This window comes from Bacteroidales bacterium, from assembly GCA_035299085.1.
Lineage (GTDB): Bacteria > Bacteroidota > Bacteroidia > Bacteroidales > UBA10428 > UBA5072.
Map to the genome: position 1 here is coordinate 1 of DATGXG010000026.1, position 21,288 is coordinate 21,288.

Annotated in this window: 21 protein-coding genes; 7 read left to right on the plus strand and 14 right to left on the minus strand. The window is 40.8% G+C overall.

The genetic code is table 11. The features are described 5' to 3' along the window. The 6 genes from VK179_08045 to VK179_08070 form a co-directional block, all read left to right on the plus strand. Window positions 1–1,159: glycoside hydrolase family 92 protein (locus VK179_08045; GenBank protein ID HLO58678.1), on the plus strand; the 1,159-nt coding region annotated here is incomplete at its 5' end. Between the two features lie 201 nt (window positions 1,160–1,360). Then, window positions 1,361–1,960: an ATP-dependent Clp protease proteolytic subunit gene (locus VK179_08050; protein HLO58679.1), complete on the plus strand. Its 600-nt coding sequence runs from the start codon at window positions 1,361–1,363 to the stop codon at window positions 1,958–1,960. Window positions 1,961–1,966: 6 nt separating this feature from the next. Next, the gene (locus tag VK179_08055; protein ID HLO58680.1) at window positions 1,967–2,359 is read left to right on the plus strand and encodes a VOC family protein; all 393 of its coding nucleotides are present in this window, start codon (window positions 1,967–1,969) and stop codon (window positions 2,357–2,359) included. Continuing rightward, complete coding sequence (locus VK179_08060) at window positions 2,356–2,952, plus strand: hypothetical protein (GenBank protein ID HLO58681.1); 597 nt, start codon at window positions 2,356–2,358, stop codon at window positions 2,950–2,952. The genes VK179_08055 and VK179_08060 overlap by 4 nt, the downstream gene beginning before the upstream one ends. Next, a complete protein-coding gene (locus tag VK179_08065) occupies window positions 2,949–3,602 on the plus strand; it encodes an HAD family phosphatase (protein ID HLO58682.1) in 654 nt (217 codons plus the stop codon). Before VK179_08060 ends, VK179_08065 begins: the two co-directional genes overlap by 4 nt. 60 nt (window positions 3,603–3,662) lie before the next feature. Then, a complete protein-coding gene (locus VK179_08070) occupies window positions 3,663–4,550 on the plus strand; it encodes a PHP domain-containing protein (GenBank protein ID HLO58683.1) in 888 nt (295 codons plus the stop codon). A gap of 99 nt (window positions 4,551–4,649) precedes the next feature. Here VK179_08070 and VK179_08075 read toward each other — a convergent pair whose 3' ends face one another. The 6 genes from VK179_08075 to VK179_08100 form a co-directional block, all read right to left on the minus strand. Beyond that, entirely contained in the window at window positions 4,650–7,772 is a 3,123-nt protein-coding gene (locus tag VK179_08075) for a methyl-accepting chemotaxis protein (GenBank protein HLO58684.1), read from the minus strand. Window positions 7,773–7,850: 78 nt separating this feature from the next. Further along, a complete protein-coding gene (locus VK179_08080) occupies window positions 7,851–8,321 on the minus strand; it encodes a chemotaxis protein CheW (GenBank protein HLO58685.1) in 471 nt (156 codons plus the stop codon). 652 nt (window positions 8,322–8,973) lie between these two features. Beyond that, window positions 8,974–10,047 carry a chemotaxis response regulator protein-glutamate methylesterase gene (locus VK179_08085; GenBank protein ID HLO58686.1) on the minus strand — a complete coding sequence of 358 codons (1,074 nt, stop codon included), beginning with the start codon at window positions 10,045–10,047 and terminating at the stop codon, window positions 8,974–8,976. Between the two features lie 9 nt (window positions 10,048–10,056). Next, complete coding sequence (locus VK179_08090) at window positions 10,057–10,911, minus strand: protein-glutamate O-methyltransferase CheR (GenBank protein HLO58687.1); 855 nt, start codon at window positions 10,909–10,911, stop codon at window positions 10,057–10,059. 1 nt (window position 10,912) lies between these two features. Further along, window positions 10,913–11,080 (minus strand): hypothetical protein, encoded by a 168-nt coding sequence (locus VK179_08095; GenBank protein HLO58688.1) that lies wholly within the window; start codon window positions 11,078–11,080, stop codon window positions 10,913–10,915. Continuing rightward, entirely contained in the window at window positions 11,077–11,439 is a 363-nt protein-coding gene (locus VK179_08100) for a response regulator (protein ID HLO58689.1), read from the minus strand. Before VK179_08100 ends, VK179_08095 begins: the two co-directional genes overlap by 4 nt. 193 nt (window positions 11,440–11,632) lie before the next feature. Between VK179_08100 and VK179_08105 the strand changes: the two genes are divergently transcribed. Next, a complete protein-coding gene (locus VK179_08105; protein ID HLO58690.1) occupies window positions 11,633–12,325 on the plus strand; it encodes a Crp/Fnr family transcriptional regulator in 693 nt (230 codons plus the stop codon). Here the strand turns inward: VK179_08105 and VK179_08110 are convergent. The 8 genes from VK179_08110 to VK179_08145 all read right to left on the minus strand — a co-directional run bounded on the left by VK179_08110 (window position 12,300) and on the right by VK179_08145 (window position 21,237). Next, the gene (locus VK179_08110) at window positions 12,300–12,821 is read right to left on the minus strand and encodes a chemotaxis protein CheD (GenBank protein HLO58691.1); all 522 of its coding nucleotides are present in this window, start codon (window positions 12,819–12,821) and stop codon (window positions 12,300–12,302) included. The genes VK179_08105 and VK179_08110 overlap by 26 nt on opposite strands. A gap of 45 nt (window positions 12,822–12,866) precedes the next feature. Next, entirely contained in the window at window positions 12,867–14,105 is a 1,239-nt protein-coding gene (locus tag VK179_08115; protein ID HLO58692.1) for a hypothetical protein, read from the minus strand. A 2-nt stretch (window positions 14,106–14,107) separates the two neighbouring features. Next, window positions 14,108–14,590 carry a chemotaxis protein CheW gene (locus VK179_08120; protein HLO58693.1) on the minus strand — a complete coding sequence of 161 codons (483 nt, stop codon included), beginning with the start codon at window positions 14,588–14,590 and terminating at the stop codon, window positions 14,108–14,110. A gap of 3 nt (window positions 14,591–14,593) precedes the next feature. Further along, window positions 14,594–16,588, minus strand: a complete 1,995-nt coding sequence (locus tag VK179_08125; GenBank protein HLO58694.1) for a chemotaxis protein CheA — start codon at window positions 16,586–16,588, stop codon at window positions 14,594–14,596. Next, window positions 16,585–16,950, minus strand: a complete 366-nt coding sequence (locus VK179_08130) for a response regulator (GenBank protein ID HLO58695.1) — start codon at window positions 16,948–16,950, stop codon at window positions 16,585–16,587. The genes VK179_08125 and VK179_08130 overlap by 4 nt, the downstream gene beginning before the upstream one ends. A 20-nt stretch (window positions 16,951–16,970) precedes the next feature. Further along, window positions 16,971–19,022 (minus strand): Cache 3/Cache 2 fusion domain-containing protein, encoded by a 2,052-nt coding sequence (locus VK179_08135; GenBank protein ID HLO58696.1) that lies wholly within the window; start codon window positions 19,020–19,022, stop codon window positions 16,971–16,973. 167 nt (window positions 19,023–19,189) lie between these two features. Continuing rightward, entirely contained in the window at window positions 19,190–19,831 is a 642-nt protein-coding gene (locus tag VK179_08140) for a response regulator transcription factor (protein ID HLO58697.1), read from the minus strand. Window positions 19,832–19,842: 11 nt separating this feature from the next. Next, window positions 19,843–21,237 carry a PAS domain S-box protein gene (locus VK179_08145; GenBank protein ID HLO58698.1) on the minus strand — a complete coding sequence of 465 codons (1,395 nt, stop codon included), beginning with the start codon at window positions 21,235–21,237 and terminating at the stop codon, window positions 19,843–19,845. Window positions 21,238–21,288: the final 51 nt, after the last annotated feature.

Here is a 21,288-nt window from a genome sequence, read left to right on the forward strand (position 1 = left end):
GTACCTTGAAAGCGGCTGGCTTCCCGAATGGGCAAGTCCCGGTCACCGGGATTGCATGATCGGATCAAATTCCGCGTCAATAGTTGCGGATGCGTACCTGAAGGGTATTCGCGGATACGACATTCAAAAATTATATGAAGCCGTACTTAAAAATTCGGAAAATGCAGGTCCGATCAGTTCAGTGGGAAGATTGGGAGTGGGTTATTACAATTCAAAAGGTTATATTCCGTATGATGTAAAAATCAATGAAAATGTGGCCCGCACGCTTGAATATGCCTATGACGATTTCTGCATATGGAAGCTGGGAGAGGCTCTTGGGAGGCCAAAGGAAGAAACCGACCGGTTTGCACAACGGTGCCTGAATTATAAAAATGTTTATGACAGCACTTCCAGGCTCATGCGGGGCCGAAATGCTGACGGTACTTTCCAGTCTCCTTTCAGTCCTTTTAAATGGGGAGATGCATTTACCGAAGGAAACAGCCTGCATTATACATGGTGCGTATTTCACGACATACAGGGTTTGATTGATCTTATGGGCGGAAACCGGAACTTTGTTACCATGCTGGATACTGTTTTTAAGCTGCCTCCAATTTTTGACGACAGTTATTACGGTTTTCCGATTCATGAAATCAGGGAAATGCAGATTATGAATATGGGGAATTACGCGCATGGCAACCAGCCGATACAACACATGGCCTACCTGTATGATTACGCCAATGAACCCTGGAAAACTCAGTTTCATGTGAGAGACATTATGGACAGGCTTTATACGCCGGCACCCGACGGGTATTGCGGTGATGAAGACAACGGTCAGACCTCGGCCTGGTATGTTTTTTCTGCCATGGGCTTTTACCCTGTGTGCCCGGGAACAATGCAATATGTAATCGGTTCACCCGTATTCAGCCATGTTAAGATTAATCTTGAAAACGGAAAACAGGTTGAGATAAATGCAACGAATAATTCACCTGCCAACAGGTATGTTCAGCAGATTCGTTTGAATGGCAAAAGTTATGGCAGAGTGTGGTTTGATCATAATGAAATGTTGAAAGGCTGCAAAATTGATTTTTCAATGTCAGCAACCGCGCAAAAATCATGGCTGAGCGGAGATGAGGGATTACCGTATTCTTTTTCCAGGGGATCAGGGATCAGTAATCGGTAAACGGTAAACGGTAATAGGTGTTAAGACCAAATTAACACCGAACATCGAACACTGATTTATGATTTAAGAAATATCTCTTAGGCCTTAATACCTTATTGCTTAAAACCTAACAGAAAAACAGACAAACAGACAAACAGACTAACAGACCAACAGACTACAGACTAATTTTTCACTATCTTTGCAATCAAACCAGAATAAACTATGAGAACCGTATATTCCGAGGAACCCGAAGAAAATAAAAATCCTGAAAAACAGGCATCACTCAACAGGGTAGTTGAACAGAAATTTCTTGAACAGCGCAAAATATTCTTATGGGGAGAAGTCGACGACAGGTCGGCTGAAGTAATCGTGAGCAAATTGCTATACATGGAAGCTGCTGATCCGGGCAAACCCATTACTTTTTATATTAATAGTCCGGGAGGCATGGTAACAGCAGGTTTTTCAATTCTTGACACCATGAACCTGATCAGCTCACCCGTATCAACTGTCTGCATGGGACTTGCCGCATCTATGGGTTCGTTGCTGCTGTCGGCCGGTGAGAAAGGACAACGGTATATTTATCCCCTGGGTGCAGTGCTGATCCACCAGCCCAGTATGGGGTACCTGCAGGGACAGGCTGCCGATATTGCCATACATGCCCGGCAGATCATAAAATCAAAAGAAATCACAGCCGATATCCTGGCAAAGAACTGTAACCAGTCCGTGGATAAAATATTGAAGGATTTTGACCGCGATTACTGGATGAATGCGGAAGAATCCATAGCCTACGGAATTGTGGACAAGATGTATTCGATGAAGTAACTTTGAATGATGCTGTCGATTAACAGCTTTCATCACATAGCGATCATTTGTTCCGACTACAGCAGGTCGAAACATTTTTACACGCATGTCCTTCCGCTAGAAATAATCCGTGAAACTTATCGCCGGGAGCGGGATTCCTATAAGCTTGATCTTTCATTGAACGGAATATTCCTGATTGAGCTTTTCTCCTTTAATAATCCTCCCCCCAGGGTTTCCGGTCCCGAAGCTGCCGGCCTCCGCCACCTGGCATTTGAAGTGCATGATATGAATGAGGCCTGCCGGCATCTCGAAGAACAGGGCATTCCCTATGAAGCTGTCCGCACAGATACTCTGACAGGTAAAAAGTTCACTTTTTTCAGAGATCCCGATGATCTTCCCGTTGAATTTTACGAACGATGATTGTACTGGAAGACTACATAAAGGATTCTGAGAAATTTTGCGGCAGGGAGAAATTACCCTGGGAAATCACTTCACATCTGCAGAAAATTATAACAGCCCTCATTCAGGAGCTTGATGCCAATTTCATCATCAACAATGATATTGCCATCCACAAATCGGCCACGATTGAAGATTCCGCTATAATTAAAGGTCCTGCTATCATTGGTGCCGGTTGTTATGTCGGAAATAATGTCCTCCTGCGCGGAGGGATTTTCCTTACCGAAAGGGTTACAATTGGTTCAGGATGTGAGATAAAAACTTCACTGTTGTTTCCTGGATCTTCGGTGGCTCATTTCAATTTCGTAGGCGACAGTATTATTGGAACAAACGTAAATATAGAAGCCGGTGCAGTAATCGCAAACCACCTGAATGAGAGAGAAAACAAAATCATCATCGTTAATGATGGCGTGCAAATTTTTGAAACAGGGGTTGAAAAATTCGGTGCTGTTGTGGGTGATCATTGTAAAATCGGTGCTAATGCCGTGCTATCACCCGGAACGCATTTAAAACCCGGAACCATTGTAGGCCGGCTTGAATTAATCAGGCAATCATGAAGCTGAAAGGTGTTGTTTTCGATTTCAACGGAACTCTTTTATGGGATACCCCTTTGCATAATAAGGCCTGGGATGTATTTCTTCAACGGTATCATCTTAAAATGACCGATGATGAAAAAGACAAAAGGATCCATGGGCGGAATAACGAACTTATTTTCAGGGATATTTTTAATAAAAGCCTCACTTCTGAAGAAATTCTGAATTTTGTTGAAGAAAAGGAATCGATATACCGCGATATCTGCCGTGAAGTGAAAATTGACCTTGCCCCCGGTGCAAGAGAGTTGATTGCCTTCCTTAAAGACAATCGGGTTGCCTTTGCCATTGCCACAGCTTCGGAAATCGGCAATGTCAGTTTTTACATTGAATTTCTGAGGCTGGATAAACTGATTGATCCGCGATATATCCTTTATAATGACGGATCCTATAAAAGCAAGCCTGACCCGGATATGTTTTTATCGGCTATAAATATTCTTGGACTCTTGCCGGCGGATGTCCTGATTTTTGAGGACTCCTATGCGGGAATTGAAGCGGCTCTTGCTGCCAAACCCGGCAAAGTGATCATAGTGAATTCCACAAACAAAGATTATTCGTGTTTTAAGGCGGATGCCATAGTTCATTTCAGCCAGGTCAGCCATTCCCTGTTTACCTGATGAACAAGGAATTGAATGCAACTGTTGTACATGTGGAATCTCACATAAAACAAAAACAAAATGATTAATGCAGATCTTCACATACATACTGTTTACAGTGCAGACGGAGAATTAAGTACAGGTGAAATTCTGAATCTGGCCAGAAGTTCGGGCATGGAAACGATAGCTATAACCGACCACAATGTGACCGGCGGAATTTCAGGAGCGCTAAAAGATGCTGCGGGTGCAGGCATTAGGGTTATTCCCGGAATCGAAATTGATTGCATATATAAAGGAACCGATCTGCATGTGCTTGGATATAATATACAATGGAAGGACCCGGCATACACCCGGCTTGCTGATGAAATTTCGGGATTGGTCAGGACTGCATTCAATGAAATGGTACATAACCTGAAAATCCTGGGAATTGAAGCAGAAGCGGCAGAAATCATGAAAACAGAAGGTGACAGGCTTCCGTCGGCTGAAATGATTGCTGAGTACCTTTTGGGCAATCCGGCGTATGATCATCATCCCAAACTGGCTCCATACAGGGCAGGCGGCGAACGGAGTGATAATCCTTATTTGAATTTCTATCTTGATTTTTTTGCCCAGGGAAAACCGGCTTATGTGAAGATATCGTTTATGGATTTCAGTAATGCCATATCTCTTATAACAGGCACCGGCGGAATTCCGGTTATTGCTCACCCTGGTCATAATTTCAGGGGCAGGGAAGAGGTGGTTATTGATCTGCTTGCTGCCGGAGCAAAAGGAATTGAGGTTTTCAATAATTACCACAATGAAAGCCAGATTGCATACCTGTCGGATGTGGCCGTGAAGCGCAATGCTCTAATCACATGCGGCAGCGATTTTCATGGTAAAAATAAGCCGGCTATACAAATGGGTCAGTTTAAACTGAACGACCGCTATGAGGGCTACCTTACTGAAAGCATAGAGGAGCTTTTATGCTAAAAGAAAGGGCGAAGGAAGATCCTTCGCCCTGCTGCACCATTATTACTCTATTACTTATTGCGCCTGAAAATTATTTAACCAATTGTAAACCTGAAAGAACTAAAATGCTTCAAAGTTTTCACTCTCGCCGTTGTTCCTGAGGTCAAGTTCAGACACACCGGCTTTCATTTTACTTTGCTGTGTACTGCTTTTAGATACCTGTTTTGCCGAATTATGCAGTCTTGATGAAATTATTTTTGAAGTGGTATTTCTTTCTAATCCCGTCTTATAAAATGCAACCAGGTCTTTCAACTGCTCAGCCTGGGCTGCCAGTTCCTGCGCACTGGATGACATTTCCTCTGATGCCGAAGCATTCTGCTGCGTAATCTGATTTAGCTGCATAATTGCACTGTTCACCTGTTTGGCACCGGTATTCTGTTCAGAGCTGGCAGCTGTGATTTCCTGGACAAGCAATGCCGTTTTCTGGATATCCGGCACAATTTTCTGCAATAAAACACCGGATTCATCGGCAATTTTTACACTTGATTTCGACAGTTCATCAATTTCTTTGGCAGCTGCCTGGCTGTTTTCGGCAAGCTTCCTTACCTCAGCCGCAACAACTGCAAAGCCTTTTCCCTGTTCGCCGGCCCTGGCTGCTTCAATGGCAGCATTGATGGCCAGTAAGTCGGTCTTCTCGGCTATCTGTCCCACAACGGTGATCTTGTCGGCAATTTTCTTCATGGCATCCACCGTGATGGTAACCGATTTATTGCCTTCATTGATATCCGTTGAAGCCCTGAGTGCAATTTCCTCGGTCTGCTTGGCATTTTCAGCATTCTGATTGATGTTGCTCACCATTTCATCCATCGAAGAAGAAATTTCTTCAGTTGAGGAAGCCTGTTCATTCGATCCCTGTGAAATCTGTTCTGCAACGGCCTGCATTTGCTGGCTGGCCTGAACGATGCTATCGATTGCGGTGATAAAGTCGTTAATAACCGATGCATTGGCTTTAGCCATATTATCGAGCGATTTCATCAACTCATCATTTTCAGAGCGGGCCACCAGGTTAACTGTAAGGTCTCCCTGGGCCATCAGCTGCGATTTTTCAATAATCTGGTTCAGCGCAATGATAAGAGTATTCAGGTTGTTTTTAATTTCATTGAAATCACCGTTATAATTATCGGTAATCAGCGGAGGCATATTGCCAACTGCAATCTGTGACACATATTCTGCTGCCACATTCAGGGGACTGATTACCGCATCAAGAGTGTCATTAACTCCCTTAACGATTTTTGCATAATCTCCTTCATGTTTTCCGGCGTTGGCGCGGGTTGCCAGTTTGCCTTCAACAGCTGCATCGGCAAGCATATTGGCATCGGCAATGAGCAGGTTAATTGCGTCAATACATGAGTTGAGGTTATTTTTTATTTCATTGAAATCACCGTTATATGAATCTGTGATTTTCTGGGGCAGGTTACCTTTTGCAATACGGTCGACATATTCTGCTGCTATATTCAGAGGTCCGATTACGGCATCAAGTGTGTCGTTGACACCTTCTATGATCTTACGGAAATCACCATCGTGTTTCGATGAATCAGCACGGGTTGCCAGTTTACCTTCGATAGCTGCTTTCGACAATAATTCCGCATCACTATAAAGCCTTACTATAGCTTCCTGCACTTTTTCCAGATTGAGGTTAATCAGGCGGAAGTTTTGGTATTCGGCTTCTGTATATTGGTCAGCAGCGGAAACATTAAGGTCAAACACGGTGTTACCTTTAGAGAGTTTATCAAGGTTCGCAGCCAGCCTTTCAACTTCAACCTTATTATATTGGGCTGTTCGCAGTGATTTTGTAATGTCCTGAACTATTTCAATATGTCCTATTTGTTTGCCCGAGGCATCAAGCAGGTATGTAGTATCAACCTGGAAGTTCATTTCCATACCGGGTTGCTTGAAATTAGAAGTAAGAATGCCCTTCTTCAGGAGTTTTATACCGCAGCGATCGGAGTTGCATATATCGGCACCCCAGTTGCTGCATTGTTTGCCACACATTTCACTTCGCTTTTTACCTGTAACTGTTTCAGCTGCTTTATTAAAAAACGTCCAATTCATATCCATATCTGTAACCGAAATCGGGAATGGAATAGAATCCAGCATCTGTTCGTACCAGAAAATCTTGGCAACCACAACGTCAAGTGTTTCATTAACGCCTTGTACGATTGATTTATAATCGCCAAAATGCTTTTCAGCATCGGCCCTGGTATCAAATTTACCATCAATTGAGGCTTTAACAAGTAATTTGGAGTCGGTAACCAAAAGGTTAATAGCATCAATACAGGTATTCAGGTTATTTTTTATTTCATTGAAATCGCCATGATACTCATCAGCTATTTTAGCAGGGATATTTCCTTTTGATATCCGGTCGACATATTCAGCGGCCACATTCAGCGGACCGATGACGGCATCCAGGGTGTTATTGATGCCGATAACAATTTCACGGAATTCTTCATTGGTGTCCTCCGGTTTGGCGCGGGTTGCCAGGCGGCCTGCAATGGCTGCATCCACAAGATCCTTTGTTTGTTTTATTACAGATTTTATAATATTCTGGATGTTTCCTGAAACATATAATGCCAGGATTATTGCGACTATTACACCCAATACAATAAGGACGGCCATGAAGTTAACCGCCTGGTTTGCTATTTTCGTATTCTGATCTGAAATTTCTCCACCTCTCTTTACTTTATTGTCTACAAGGGCCATCATTGCCGACTCGTAAGCTTTTACAGTTCTGCTCATGTCTCCATCAATTAAGGCGTTAGCTTCATCGTCCCTGTTTTCCAGAGCAAGTCCTTCCAGAGTCTCTAAATTGCCTACAAATTCCTTACGTGCCTGCATATATTCATCAAACAGTTTACGACCTTTCTCGGTCCTTATAGACTGTTCATAGCTGGTCATATATTTGCTTACACTGTCTGAATATACCTTCCTCTGATCAATCAGTTTTTTGATTTGATTCACATCATTTTCCCTGACATAATCGCGGTACAAGACTCTTGCCTGTTGAAAATCAAACACTGAATAAACAAGATCACCCAGTGGATCGGTAACAACTATGTAAGAGTCTGAATAACTGGTGTCAATTTGATGAATTTTACTGATCCCCAGGTAACCTATTGTGCTTGAAATGACGACAAGTAAAAAGAAGCTGATAAGCAGTTTTGTTCTGATTTTTAGTTGATTCATGATATTTTCCTCCGATAATTGGTTGTTGTTGATTTTTTTGGGCTAGTGGAATCAGGAGGAGTATGGCGGGACGACGGATTATTCTTGTTCCGTCACATTGGAAAGAATGTTCACTTCCTCTTCGGTAAATACCTTGTCGACATCCAGCAAAAGAATGAATTTCTCCTGGAGTTTATAGATACCATGAAGGAAATGTGAATTGAACTCCTTGCTCATAACGGGAACGGCCCGGATATCACGGTCATCAATTTCAAGAACATCCTTTACCCGGTCAACCATAGCGCCAATCCTGAAAATTTCGGAGTCTCTTGAAAGGTCAAGTACAATTATTACATATGAAGAATGATCACCTCTTTCGGGGAGGTTAAATTTATCCCTTGATTCAAATACAGGGACGATATCTCCCCTGAAATTCACAATGCCTTTAATATAATGGGGTGCATTGGGAACCCGGGAGATGTTTTGTTTCTCAAGGACCTCAAGTACCTTGGAAACATTTACGGCGTAGAGTTCTTCGCCGATTACAAAAGAGAGGTACGTATACTTCATCAGTTAATGTTTTGGATAATAATGGTGAAAACAATTAATTGAATGGTTATACGTCGGAAACGCCCGATGTTACCGGGAAAGCTGTTGATGTATCTTTAAATAAATCTTGATATAAATAACAATGTGAATTGATGAATATCAACTATATTGCCGTAACCCTAAAAACGCAAACGGGAACCATGGTTTAAATGATTCCCGTTTCATTCCGGAATACCGGGGTATTCCTTCGTGCCAGATTACTGTTAGTAAGATCGGTTTTAGCCTGACTTTTGGTCGGGCCTCCACCCCTGGCTTTTGGTCAGGACTTTTTAGGGTTCTGACTTCCGGCTGTCATTTCGATTGCTCAGGATTGCTCCCGGGACAACCTTAGTGACGGAGTTTGCACTCCGGTCCTTTTCATGTGCAGATCCGGGGACCTGTAAAACCAGTTGTGATTCCATTTAAGTAACCACTATCTGGTTCCGCATTTAAGGGCAACCTTATTATCGCTCATCTGGTAGACCAAATGTACAACAGTTTATTACCTGGTAGTCAATTTCTTCCCTGTACATTTGAACGTGAAATGCACAGGGGTTATGAACAATTGTTAATAGCTTTATGATTCATGCTGAACGGAGTCGAAGCCAGGGTAAACGCTCAGGGTGACCAAGAACTATGTCCTGAAGTGGTTAAAGGTATACCTGGCAATATCATGAAGAGGCAGAATCTGAGAGGCGGCATTAAGGCTGATGGCAACACGTGGCATTCCGAAAACCACGCATGTACTTTCATCTTCGGCAATTGTAAAAGCACCGGCATTTTTCATTTCAAGCAAACCATGAGCGCCGTCATCGCCCATTCCGGTCATAATGATACCTAGGGCATTGGGTCCGGCACAATTGGCGGCCGAACGGAAAAGCACATCTACTGAAGGCCTGTGGCGATTTACAAGGGGCCCGTCGTTTATTTCTATGTAGTATTTAGCCCCTGTCTTTGCCAGCAGCATATGACGGTTTCCCGGGGCAATAATGGCTTTCCCGGGTGTAACCAGTTCACCATGCTCACCTTCTTTTACATGAAGATTGCAGATCTGGTTTAATCGCTCGGCAAATGACCTTGTGAATAATTCAGGCATATGCTGTACAATTACAATTCCGGGACAGTCGGGAGGCATTGCCTTTAAAAACTTCTCAATAGCCTGGGTGCCTCCTGTAGAAGCTCCTACAGCTATTATTTTGTCAGTTGTATGTTTAATATTCGCTGTGTTACGGTATAACTCGACCACCTCATCAGCTGAAAGCTTAGGCTCAATTTTTAATTCTGGTTTGATTACGGCCTTTATCATTTTTGCATGAGCTGCTGCTTTTACAGCATCGCAAAGAATAATCCTCGATTCTTCAAGTGACTCCCTGGTGGCGATTTTGGGTTTTGTGATCACATCAACAGCTCCGTATTCAAGTGATTTCATGGCAAGTTCACTGCCATTTTCGGTAAGACTCGAAATGACAACCACCGGAAGAGGATACTGAACCATGAGCTTTTTCAGGAACTGAAGTCCGCTCATCTTAGGCATTTCAAGATCAAGAGTCAGTACATCCGGTTTTTCCGTCATGATCTTTCTTGCGGCGATAATCGGGTCTGGTGCTGTAGCAACCACTTCAAGAGAGTGATCCGAATTCAGTATAGACGTCAGCGTTTGCCTGACAAGCGCAGAATCATCCACTATCATGACCCTTATTTTCTTCATGCGAGGTGATTAGTATTTTTTATTCCTTGTTAAAGGGTTACCTTTTTCAAATATTGTCGGTCTCAGACTGATAAATGGAAGCTCATGTCCCGCCAAAGATTCAGAATGCCCCAAAAATAACAATCCTTCGTTGTTTATACAATCCGCGAAATGTTTTAACACCTGGTGCTGTACCTGCCTGTCGAAATAGATCATCACATTCCGGCAAAAGATAATATCAAATTTACCCATGGATGAAAAATCAGAAGATAGCAGGTTGAATTTTCTGAACTGAATCCGGTTTTGCAGCTGAGGTATGATTCGTACTTTGTTGACAAAATTGTTTTTACCCTTGAGTAAGTACTTCTTTTTAAATTCTAACGGAATATCTCCCGTTTTTTCTTCATTATAAATTCCTACCCTTGCATGTTCGAGTACACTTGAGGATATATCGGTAGCCATAATGGTGAATTCAACCGGCTGCTTTAGCGAAAATTCACTCAGCACCATGGCTATTGTGTAAGGTTCTTCACCGCTTGAACATCCTGCACTCCATATTGTAAAGCTTCTTTTACCGGTTTTCTGAATCAACCGCTCAATACCTTCTTCAAGCAGATAATCAAAATGACCCGGTTCACGAAAAAAATCGGTTTTGTTGGTCGTTACTGCATCAATCATCAGGGTGATCTCATTATGATCGCCTGATGAAAAGGCATAATCAACATATTCTTTGAAATTGCTGAAATGTAATGCCTGTAGTCTTTTTTGCAGCCTGCATTGTAGAAGGGTCTTTTTAACGGGTGGTAGTTTTATCCCGTACTGGCTCATGATAAATGAGCTGAGTCTCTTATATTCCCTTTCTTCTAGTTGTATTATATCAGCCATATCAGGCAAGATCGGTATTTTCCCACATCATTGTTTTTTGGTGAAATCGCTGAACAGGCGGTTGACCGGAAAGGTCATCGTTGCTGACAATCGAAGCTAAAATTCTTTCCACTTCACTCCTGAGATCAGTTAATTCATCTTTCAAAACCGGCGTACTCTTTTCCATCATGATAAAACTTTTTCGATCATTTTTTTAAATTCACTTATTTCAAAGGGCTTCCTGATCCATGCGGTGATCATGGCTTCTTTTGCCTTCTGTTGCTTTTCTATGTTGGTATCGGTGGATAATACAAAAATGGGAACATATTTGTACACTTCACTGTTTCTTATATTTTTTATCAGTTCAGCACCGTTCATATTGGGCATGTTGTAATCGGTTATCAGCAGGTCCACCGGCCTGCCGTCAAATAAACCCAATGCTTCTTTTCCGTCAGAAGCTTCATCAACATGATATCCCATGTTTTCAAGGGTCTTTTTGATTATTTGCCGTGAGGTGTTAAAGTCTTCAGCAATTACGATTCTTTTCATTATGAATATTTTTGCAGGGGTTTCTATGGGTATACGTGAACATTAAAATGGGTTTACAGTTATAAGGAAAAAAATTTCAAGTATTTTATAACTATTTTTAAATGTCAAAGTACAAATAATTATATGTCAGATGACATAATACTATGCAGCTTTAATTGACCTGTTTCTGTTTCTCACTGTAAATGAAGTCATCATGCCCGAAGTGTCCCATGAAAAGCAATGTAAGGAATGCACCCTGGATTGTGTTTTTTCTTCTGTCCATGCCAAAGAACTGTCCGGTTTTCAGAATTATAAACGTGAAATTATTTTCAGAAAAGGTGAAACGCTTGTTAAGCAGGGAAGCATTCAGTCCACCATCCTGTTCATCAATGAAGGGTTTGTCAAACATACGATCGAAGGATATCACAATAAAGATGTCATCATCCGGTTATCCGGGAAGAACGAATACATTGGGCTGAACCTGTTATCATGGAAAAATGAGTCATTATACACCACGGAAGCTTTAAAAAAGACACGGGTATGCATGATTGAATCGTCGTACTTCAGAAAACTTTATACAAATTATCCTGTTCTTTTTCTGCGGTTATTTACGAATTTCAGTGAAGAGCTTGATTACCTGTACGAAAGACTAAAGATTATCGGTACAAGAAATATGCAGGGAAAACTGGCATCCGCCCTTCTTTACCTGTCGGATTATGGTCAGAAACAAGAAGACATTTATTCGCATATTACACGAAAAGATCTGGCTGAACTTTCAGGAATGTCTGTTGAGAGCATGGTCCGGATGTTGAATGAATTTAAGCATGAAAAGCTGATTCAGATAAAGGGGAAGAATATTTTGCTCAATAATCCGGATATGGTCAGGATTCTATGCCGAGTAGGTTGATCGAATTCCAGTTAGTTGCTGATTTGATTTCTCTCAGGAAGCTGCAGCTGATCACACCGGCGAGAGTATCAAATACAACCTTTCTGCCTTTGTGACCTCCTACCTCTACCGAATTGACAACCAGGTTATGCTCTTTTACAAAGTCATAAGCTGCCCCGATATTCTTTTCAGCCACGTTAATGGTTGAATTCTCAATCCGCAATACAGAAGCACCACCGTATATTCTTACAAATATCCTGTTCTTCCTGGCCCCGGCCTGTATCATTTTATTCAGTAAAATCCTGAGAGAAGTGTCGCCGTATTTCAACGGGAGATCATCTTCTTTTTTATAAAAAGGCATCATGTAATGATTCATGCCGCCGATCTTCATTTCCCTGTCATACATGCATACTGAAACACATGAACCCAGCACCGTAGATATCTTCATAGGTTCTGATGTAACAATAAGTTCTCCGGGAAGGAGGTAGGTTATTTCATTGCATATAAACTCTGCCATATGCTTTCGTTTACGTCGGAATCACTTTTTTTGTTTGATTCAAAATTAAAATCTGTAGAAGATAGTCGTCAGTAAACGGGTGTTCTGAACATAAACAGGATTGGCCAGTTTACCGTCAGGACTGCCGGTGCCATAGCCTGCACGCGTGTATTCCAGTTCGATTCCGGCATTAACAGGTCCTGCTTTAATCAGAAACCGGGGAGAGACTCTGAAAACACTCTTTACAGGCATTCCCATGGTGAAATAGAATGGCCCTTTTACATCTGACGCAGCACCTATGCATTCTGAATATCCGGCAAAAATACCTGTCTGAAATTTGTCATTCTGATAGCTAATTTCTGACCATATTGATGCTGTGCTTAAGGGCTCATAGCTTACAATTCCTTTTAAACTGTTGATTGTGTCTTTTACAACATATCCTCCGATACCCAGCAGATCGCTGCCATTTTCAAGATAAACACCTTCAATCTTCCAGGTAAGTCTACGCAATACATATTTAAGATAGAATTCTGCCGAAATACCATCCACAGTACTAGAAGTCTGGTACCCTTTCCCAGTCTTTATTTCAGGTTTGATTTTCTTATATCCGATATTGGTTCCTATCACTGTTTCGGTTGTACCTTTAATTCGTATCTCAGCCGAAACAATTAAGTCGGGCATATGTGAATCTCTGAGATATTTGGAAGAGGTGCCTTCTGGTCCGTTCGAGCAATAATCCCTTTGTGTCAGCATTGTAAAACTTAACCGGAAGATTCCGGGCAGGTATGAAAATCCAACCTGGGGAGCTCTTGAAAAGGGCGCTATTGGTGATCCCGTATTAAATGAGAGCGTTGAAGGAAAGCATGAAGTGGCAAAAAACGGGTGCCAAGACTGACCTGCAATGATTTCCGCCTTCTCCCACCGTAATTTAAGATATGCATGCCGAAGTCGCAGCATATTTGTATTGGCATTGCTTCCCCCGAAAAAATCACCTTCAACAAGGCCGGAGACTTTCGCTTTGCCGACTTCAATTTCTGAAACGCTAACGGACAGATTGGATTGAATAGGCAGGAAATTTAAGGATGGTGCATCATTCAGATCTTTATGATCAGGATCAAATGATTGAGAAGCAGGATACAAAAGAAAATGTCCTTCACGTGCATTCACTGTCTGGCGTGTATCGTAAAACAGATCTGTTTTTATCAACCCGGAAACTTTAACAGTGGCCGTATTGTTATTCTGACCGTTAACCAGGCTAAAGCCGGGTAACAGGAATATCAGGACTGAAAATGCAACATTCTTCATTATCACTGGGCTGCTTTTTCAGTGATTTCAGAAAGTTCATTTACACTCAACACATGATCCGTATTCATTACCATAATGAATCTGCCATCACGTTCGATGAAACCGTCAAGGAATTCCGGGTTATATTTAATACCCAGGTCAGGAACCGATTTAATTTCCTTAAAATCGAATTCGATCACATCAGTTACCTGGTCAACAATTAATCCCATTAATACTATTTTATCATTTGAATTAATTTCCACAATAACCACCATTTTCTCAGCCAATTCATTATTCTCAATTTTAAAACGTTTATGCATATCAATAACTGGCACAATCGATCCCCTGAAATTAATTACACCGGGTACATATTCTGAAGAATCCGGTATCCGTGTTATTTTATCAAACTGAATGATTTCTAAAACCTGGTAGACACTGATGGCAAAATTCTCTGTGCCGATCTCCAGATTTATATAGCTCGTTTTTTTATCTATATCTGTAATCATTGTTTAGTCTTTAAGTTTTGTGATATGATTAAAAAGAAAATTGGTATCCAGGATGAAGGCAAGGTCGCCATCCACCAGGATACTACCGCCTGAAAAATAAGGCTGGTTAACAAACAACTCACCTAATGGCTTAATAACAGCCTGGTGTTCTCCGACGATTTCATCGGCGATAATGGCGTATCGTCTGTCAAATTTGTTGATCACAACCACCATCTGGTCCTTCGATACCGATGAAGTGTAGCGAAACTGTTCCCGCAGAGAGACAAGGGGAATCGGGTGATTTTTATATTCCAGGTAACGATTATCCCTTTTATTCAGAATCTGCTGTTTTTCCCTGTAACAGTATTCAATATCCATTACCGGAATCAGGACTTTGGTTTCAGCAATATTCACCATCAGGGTATCCACAATTGTTAGTGTTGTGGGAAGCTTCATTGTAATTGATGTTCCCAGGTCCTTTTCAGTGAAGACTTCCAGACTGCCACCCACACCGTTTAGCTCCTTTCTTACTACATCCATTCCAACGCCCCGGCCTGAAACAATGCTTACATTCTCATTCGTGGTGAAGCCGGGTTCCATGATCATGGTGATCAATTCATCTTTTGTAACTACCTGGTCCTGTGTAATGAATCCCTTTTTAATAGCACATTCCCTCACACGGTCAAGGTTAATCCCGCTTCCGTCGTCCTGAACCTGAATGATAACGCTGGCGCCTGAATAAAAGGCGGTGATTTTTAGCAACCCTTCCTTTTTTTTGCCCTTTGCCAGTCGCTCTTCGGAAAATTCAATCCCGTGGTCAATGCTATTCCGTATTATATGCTGTAATGGACTTTCAATTGATTTAAGAATGGTTTTATCAATCTCTATATCCTGGCCTTCGATAAGCAGTTGCACATTTTTCCCCAGATCCCTTGAGAGATCCCTTACCTGCCTTTTAAACTTATTCAACAAACTGCCAACAGGTATAAGTCGCAGATCAAGAGCATTGTTTCTGAACTTTTTTGTCAACTTCTCGATGTTTTCAAGGGCATTGTTAAGTTTGGAATCATTATACACCATAGCTCTTGCCTGAACAGTAGCGGTTTCAGTAACCAGCTCACTAACCAGGTTCATTAATTCATCCAGTTTATGCGATGAAACATTTACAGTTGTTTCAGTATCGGTTTTTACGGTTTCAGCCTGCACCTGGTTTGATGGTTCCTGAATGGCAGCGGCAACTGCTTCCTCTTTCACAATCTCAGGTAGTTTCTGAAGGTATTGACGGATATGTGCCGTTATATCTTTCTTGTTTTTATATAACTTTTTAATCTTCAAATAAACATGGCCTTCAGGTTCAATAGATTCAGCGGTTACCGGCAGGACGCAAAATTCATCCTGTTCGTAGAAAAGAAATATATCATTCAGCTGTTCACGTGAAACGGTACTTCTAAGGTAAACTTCCCAGGAAGTAGTACAAATTTTTTCACGGTCAGAAGTATTCTTTAATTTCCCCTTGTCATGAATGATGCAAACAAGTTGTCCGGACTGTTTCAATTCTTCAATTGAGTTCTCGGGTTTTAAGCCCCGCTCAAACACATTCTTATCTGGTGTAAAAAGAATGACATAAGTATCCGTTTCATTTTCCTGAGAAACGGATTCCGGAGTATCAAGTTCATTGTGCAATCGCTTAAGATCATAATCTGCCTCACTTTTTTTACCGTCAAGCATGGCCAGCATAGTATCTTTAGCCTTAAGGGTAGTATCAATGATCCGGCTGTCTGCCTTTAATTCCCCGTCCCTGATCTTCGAATAGAGGTTTTCAAATTCATGTGTAAGTCCCTGGATATTCCTGAACCCGACCATACCGGCCGAGCCTTTCAGGGTGTGCATGATTCTGAAAATACTATTGATAATCTCCGGATTGAGCGGATTCTGTTCCAGCCTCATGAGGTCATCCTCAAGTTGCATCAGCAATTCCTTTGCTTCTGTAACAAATCCCTGTATGAATTCATCTATCATGCCAGAACTTTTTGAACCAGTTTCTTAAATTCAGTTATCTCAAAGGGTTTCCTTATCCAGGCAGTGATTTTTGCATCTCTTGCCCTTGCTTGTTTATCGATGTTCGTTTCAGTGGAGAGTACGAAAATCGGTATATATTTGTATACTTCTGTGCTTCGGATGTATTCTACAAGCGATCCCCCATCCATGTTTGGCATGTTGTAATCTGTAATCACAAGGTCAATTGTGCTTCCGTCGAAATATCGCGTGGCATCTCTTCCGTCAGCGGCCTCATCAACCATATGCCCCATGCCTTCCAGAGTTTTTTTTATAATCTGTCTCGAGGTATTAAAATCCTCTACTACAATGATTCTCTTTTTCATAACGAACAGGATTTCAGAAATCAAAAGTTTTCGAAATCCTTGTCTGATGAAGCCACAGTCCCCAAAGTTTTCTTTGGTTCATGATGAAGGGTTTCCCTGATTTTAGAAGAAGCAGCCTTAGTTTGAGTTGCGTGTTTTTTGAAATTGTTTTCCCCGTACTTTTTCTGGATTTTATCTTCATCACCAACTTTGAAATAGGCGACAGCTTCTTTCAATGTTTCAGCCTGAGCGGATAGTTCTTCGGCACTGGTTGCCATTTCTTCAGAAGATGCAGCATTTTGCTGGGTAACGATATTCAATTGTTGAATGGCACTGTTTATCTGGTCAGCTCCTGAATTCTGCTCAACACTTGCTGCTGTAATTTCCTGGACCAGTTGTGAAGTTTTCTGTATTTCCGGTACCAAAGCCTCGAGAGATTCGCGTGATTTTTCGGTAATCTTCAGACTATTCCTGGACAGGCTTTCAATTTCATCAGCTGCCAGTTTGCTTCTTTCAGCCAGCTTACGCACTTCAGCAGCCACCACAGCAAATCCGCGTCCGTGTTCACCGGCTCTTGCCGCTTCAACAGCTGCATTCAAAGCAAGAAGATTTGTCTGGAATGCGATATCATTAATAATTGTTATTTTTTCAGCAATAGTCTGAATGGTGTCAAAACTTTCCCTTCCTATTTTGCTCATTTCTATCATACTATCGGTTGCCTTTCCGGAAATGTTCTCGGTTTGCCTTGCATTATCGGTATTTTGCTGGATATTGCTGACCATTTCTTCCATCGACGAAGAGATTTCCTCTGTAGATGAAGCCTGTTCAGTGGCTCCCTGTGATAACTGCTGTGAACCATTGCTGATTTGTGAACTGGCAGCGGCAATACTGTCGGCACCTGTTCTGATATTCAGCACAATTTCCCTCAATTTATCGAGCATTTGTGTAAGAGAATCTGCCAGATCTCCTATTTCATCATGCTGATCAACTATTAATGTAGCTGTAAGGTCGCCGCGTGAAATTTTCTTTGCAAATTCAACACCCTGTTTAAGTGCACGGGTTATAGAACGGCTTAATGCAACAGTAATGATAATAAATATTCCTATTCCGATAAGTACTGCAACAAGAATGGCATATGTGGTTCTTCTTACAATTTTCAGAAATTCATCCTGGAAGATACTAGCGGCAACATATGATTCAATTTCAGGTAGATATTTATAATATTGTTTTTTAACTCTGCCTTCCCAAGAGTATTTTCCTGATCCATAGCCGCTCTTGTCATTTTGAAGCTGCTTGAAGAATTCGCTGTCTTTTTCGTTTGAACCTTCCTTGGTTGGATGGATTATTAGGTTACCGGTATTGTCAACCAAAAAAGGATATCCTGAATCGAAATACTTTTTTGAACTAAAGTATTCTTTCAGAGAACTCATATCTTTCTCCGGTGTTCCTGTTGCCACTACCAGTTGTGTCCCGTCATTGAGTGTAAAACCTTTATAAGCTGTTAAATACCACTCGTCTAATACAACGGCACGGTCAACAAATTCTTCGCCTTTGTCAAGCGCTAAAGCAACAGGTGAATCATTAGGAATCAAAGTATTAATTGCCCGGTTGCCATCCTTTTGGATAACAGATGTTGAGATCCTGACATATCCGGCGTTTGTTTTTTGAAGAATGGTACAGACAACACCGGTTAGTTTAGAAACTTCATCCACATAAGTAGTACTATTATATAAACTATTGCCATTAATTGTTACTTTTTTAATCTGAAGTTGCTGAACTTCTTTTGTAGACTGGTTTTTAGCTTGTATATCAAAAGATTGTCCGGTTGAAACCACATGGTTGTTTGTAAAAATCAGGTCAATTCCTACATCAGTGGCGCGCCTGGTTGTGTTTTGACCCTGTTTGATCTGTTCTTTAATAATTGAAGCCAGATCATTCACCTGTTCAAACATTCGGGTATCTGTGTCATTAACAAGCTGCCTTCTTTGTGAGGTTATAGTATAAACCCCCAGCAACGAAATGATGACCACAAAAGCAAGGTTGAAAACAAGGTTCAACCTTGCACCAATCTTTAAATCATTTAATTTTTTCATGAGATGTAGTAATTTGTAATTATTTCAGACGTTCTTGTTTACGACGTTGAATACTACAATTCTTTAGTTATCTTTGCTTAATTTAAACCGGGTATAAAAGGAAAATAAAACCGGTACAAATAGGAAATTCTTACCAGTAAGAATACTTAGGGAAAAATTGCAGGTATTTATTTAAACAGGTTGTTTTTCAACCCAAATGAGATAAGTCCGGCTGTATTTTTTGATTCAGTTTTTATTTTTAAATTATACCGGTGGTTCGTTATGGTTCTCACACTTACAAATAACTTGTCAGCAATTTCTTTATTTGAAAAACCGTTATATATAAGTTCCAGGATTTCAAGTTCCCTGCTTGTAAGGGAAATTTGGCTTTTCTGTTTTTTGTTATTCTCACCCAATTTCCTGGTGAAATAGGACATCAGTTCCTGGGAATAATAAACCTGTCCGTTTATTACTGCTTTTAAAGCCGTTGCAAGTCCTTTGTTATCGATATTTTTCAAAAGATAACCGTTAACACCTGCATCTATAAAATGCGATATCGTGTCATCCGAATCCAACATAGTAAGTATAACTGTCTTGATAGCGGGATAATCTTTTTTTATTGTCTTTAACGTTTCGTAACCATTCATACCAGGCATCATCACATCAAGAAGCACAATATCCGCTGGTTTTTTTTGTTGTTTATCAATGAATTCTTCGCCATTTGATGCCTCAAAAGCAAATTCAACAAAACTGAACCGTTTAATAGCCAATGCAACTCCGTTTCGATAAAAAATGTGATCATCCACAATAGCTACTTTAGGAAGATTCATAGTAAGTGAGATTAAAATGAGGATTTTGGAAAGTTCAGTTCAAAACGGATACCTTGTGTATCTTTCTTTATGAATTTATAGGTGCCCTGGTAAAAAATAATCCGGTTCAGAATAGATTTTAATCCGATACCTTTATTCATTTTTAATTCGTTATTCAAATCAAAACCTTTTCCTTCGTCAAGATATACCAGTTGAATACTCTTAGCCCGGAACCATAAAATCAAAGAAATACTTCGGCTGCCTGAATGCTTCATCCCGTTATTTATTAGTTCAAGGACTATATGATAAAGCGATAGGATGAACGGGTTTTCCATCTGTTCTTCTTTACCCTTAATCTTTAGATTTATATTTACCTGGCCTGCCTTATTGATCTGATCGATCATCTTCTTCACTGAATAAGCAAGTCCCAGTTCAATCATATTATTGGGTGTGAGATTGCTGGATATTGTCCTGATTCTATCAGATGCCTCATCAGTCATTTTTATAAGATAGTTCAACAACCTCACCTGTTTGCGGGGCTCATTTTTGAGAGATTTTAATTCGTTGATATAGAGCTTTATACCTGAGAAGAAAGGCCCGAGTTCATCATGTAAATCGGATGCGAACCTGTGTCTTTCATTCTCTTCTGTTTCAATTATAGCCTGAATCAACCTTTTTTCGGTCTGTTTTCTTAGGGTTATGTCTCTTATTAGTGCCAGTAAAGCTTTCTTTTTTTTATACGTAATTAACCGGCTGTATAATTTTATATATGCCAATTTATTATCCGGACTAATCAATTTGTATTCAACCGGGGGTAATGAGAAACCTTTCCTGATACTTTGCAATCTTTTCGTTAATTTGTCCCGGTCTGATTCATCAATAAGACTGAAAAGATTTACATTTTTATCCATAAGATTGGCGAAAAAATCGATATGATGGATCTTCCGGTTGGCAGTGAGCATATTTCCCTTAAAATCAAGGATGAACATAGCTTCATCCAAAAATTCATCACTATTCAGAAAGCTAAGCACAGTCTGATCGAGGTTTTTAGCCACCTCATCAATGAATATTCCGCTCACAATACAATCTTCCCTGCTAAAATCACCCATACATCTAAGTTGTAATTCAAATCTGACCTGATGCCCCTGCTTGTCCCTGATTGTAATTTGTCTGGTTAAAGTTGGATTTTTATTGATCTGATTAAAAATCCCTGCTTCTTTCCCGGCAAAAATCCGGTATATATTTTCATTGGTTTGATAGAATTCTTTAATGGATCGATACTTTAACAGCGATGCAAGCTTTTTGTTTATTAAATAGGATGTTCCTGATCGATTTAAAATAATAAAGCCGGGTTCATGAATCTGACTTAGCAGAAAGACATACAGTTGCTGTTCAACTGCAGGATTTGCAGGCTGATCGGAGTTCATATTTTTCTGGTTTAGGCGGGCTGGTCACGACAGTTAGTGACAGAATTAAAG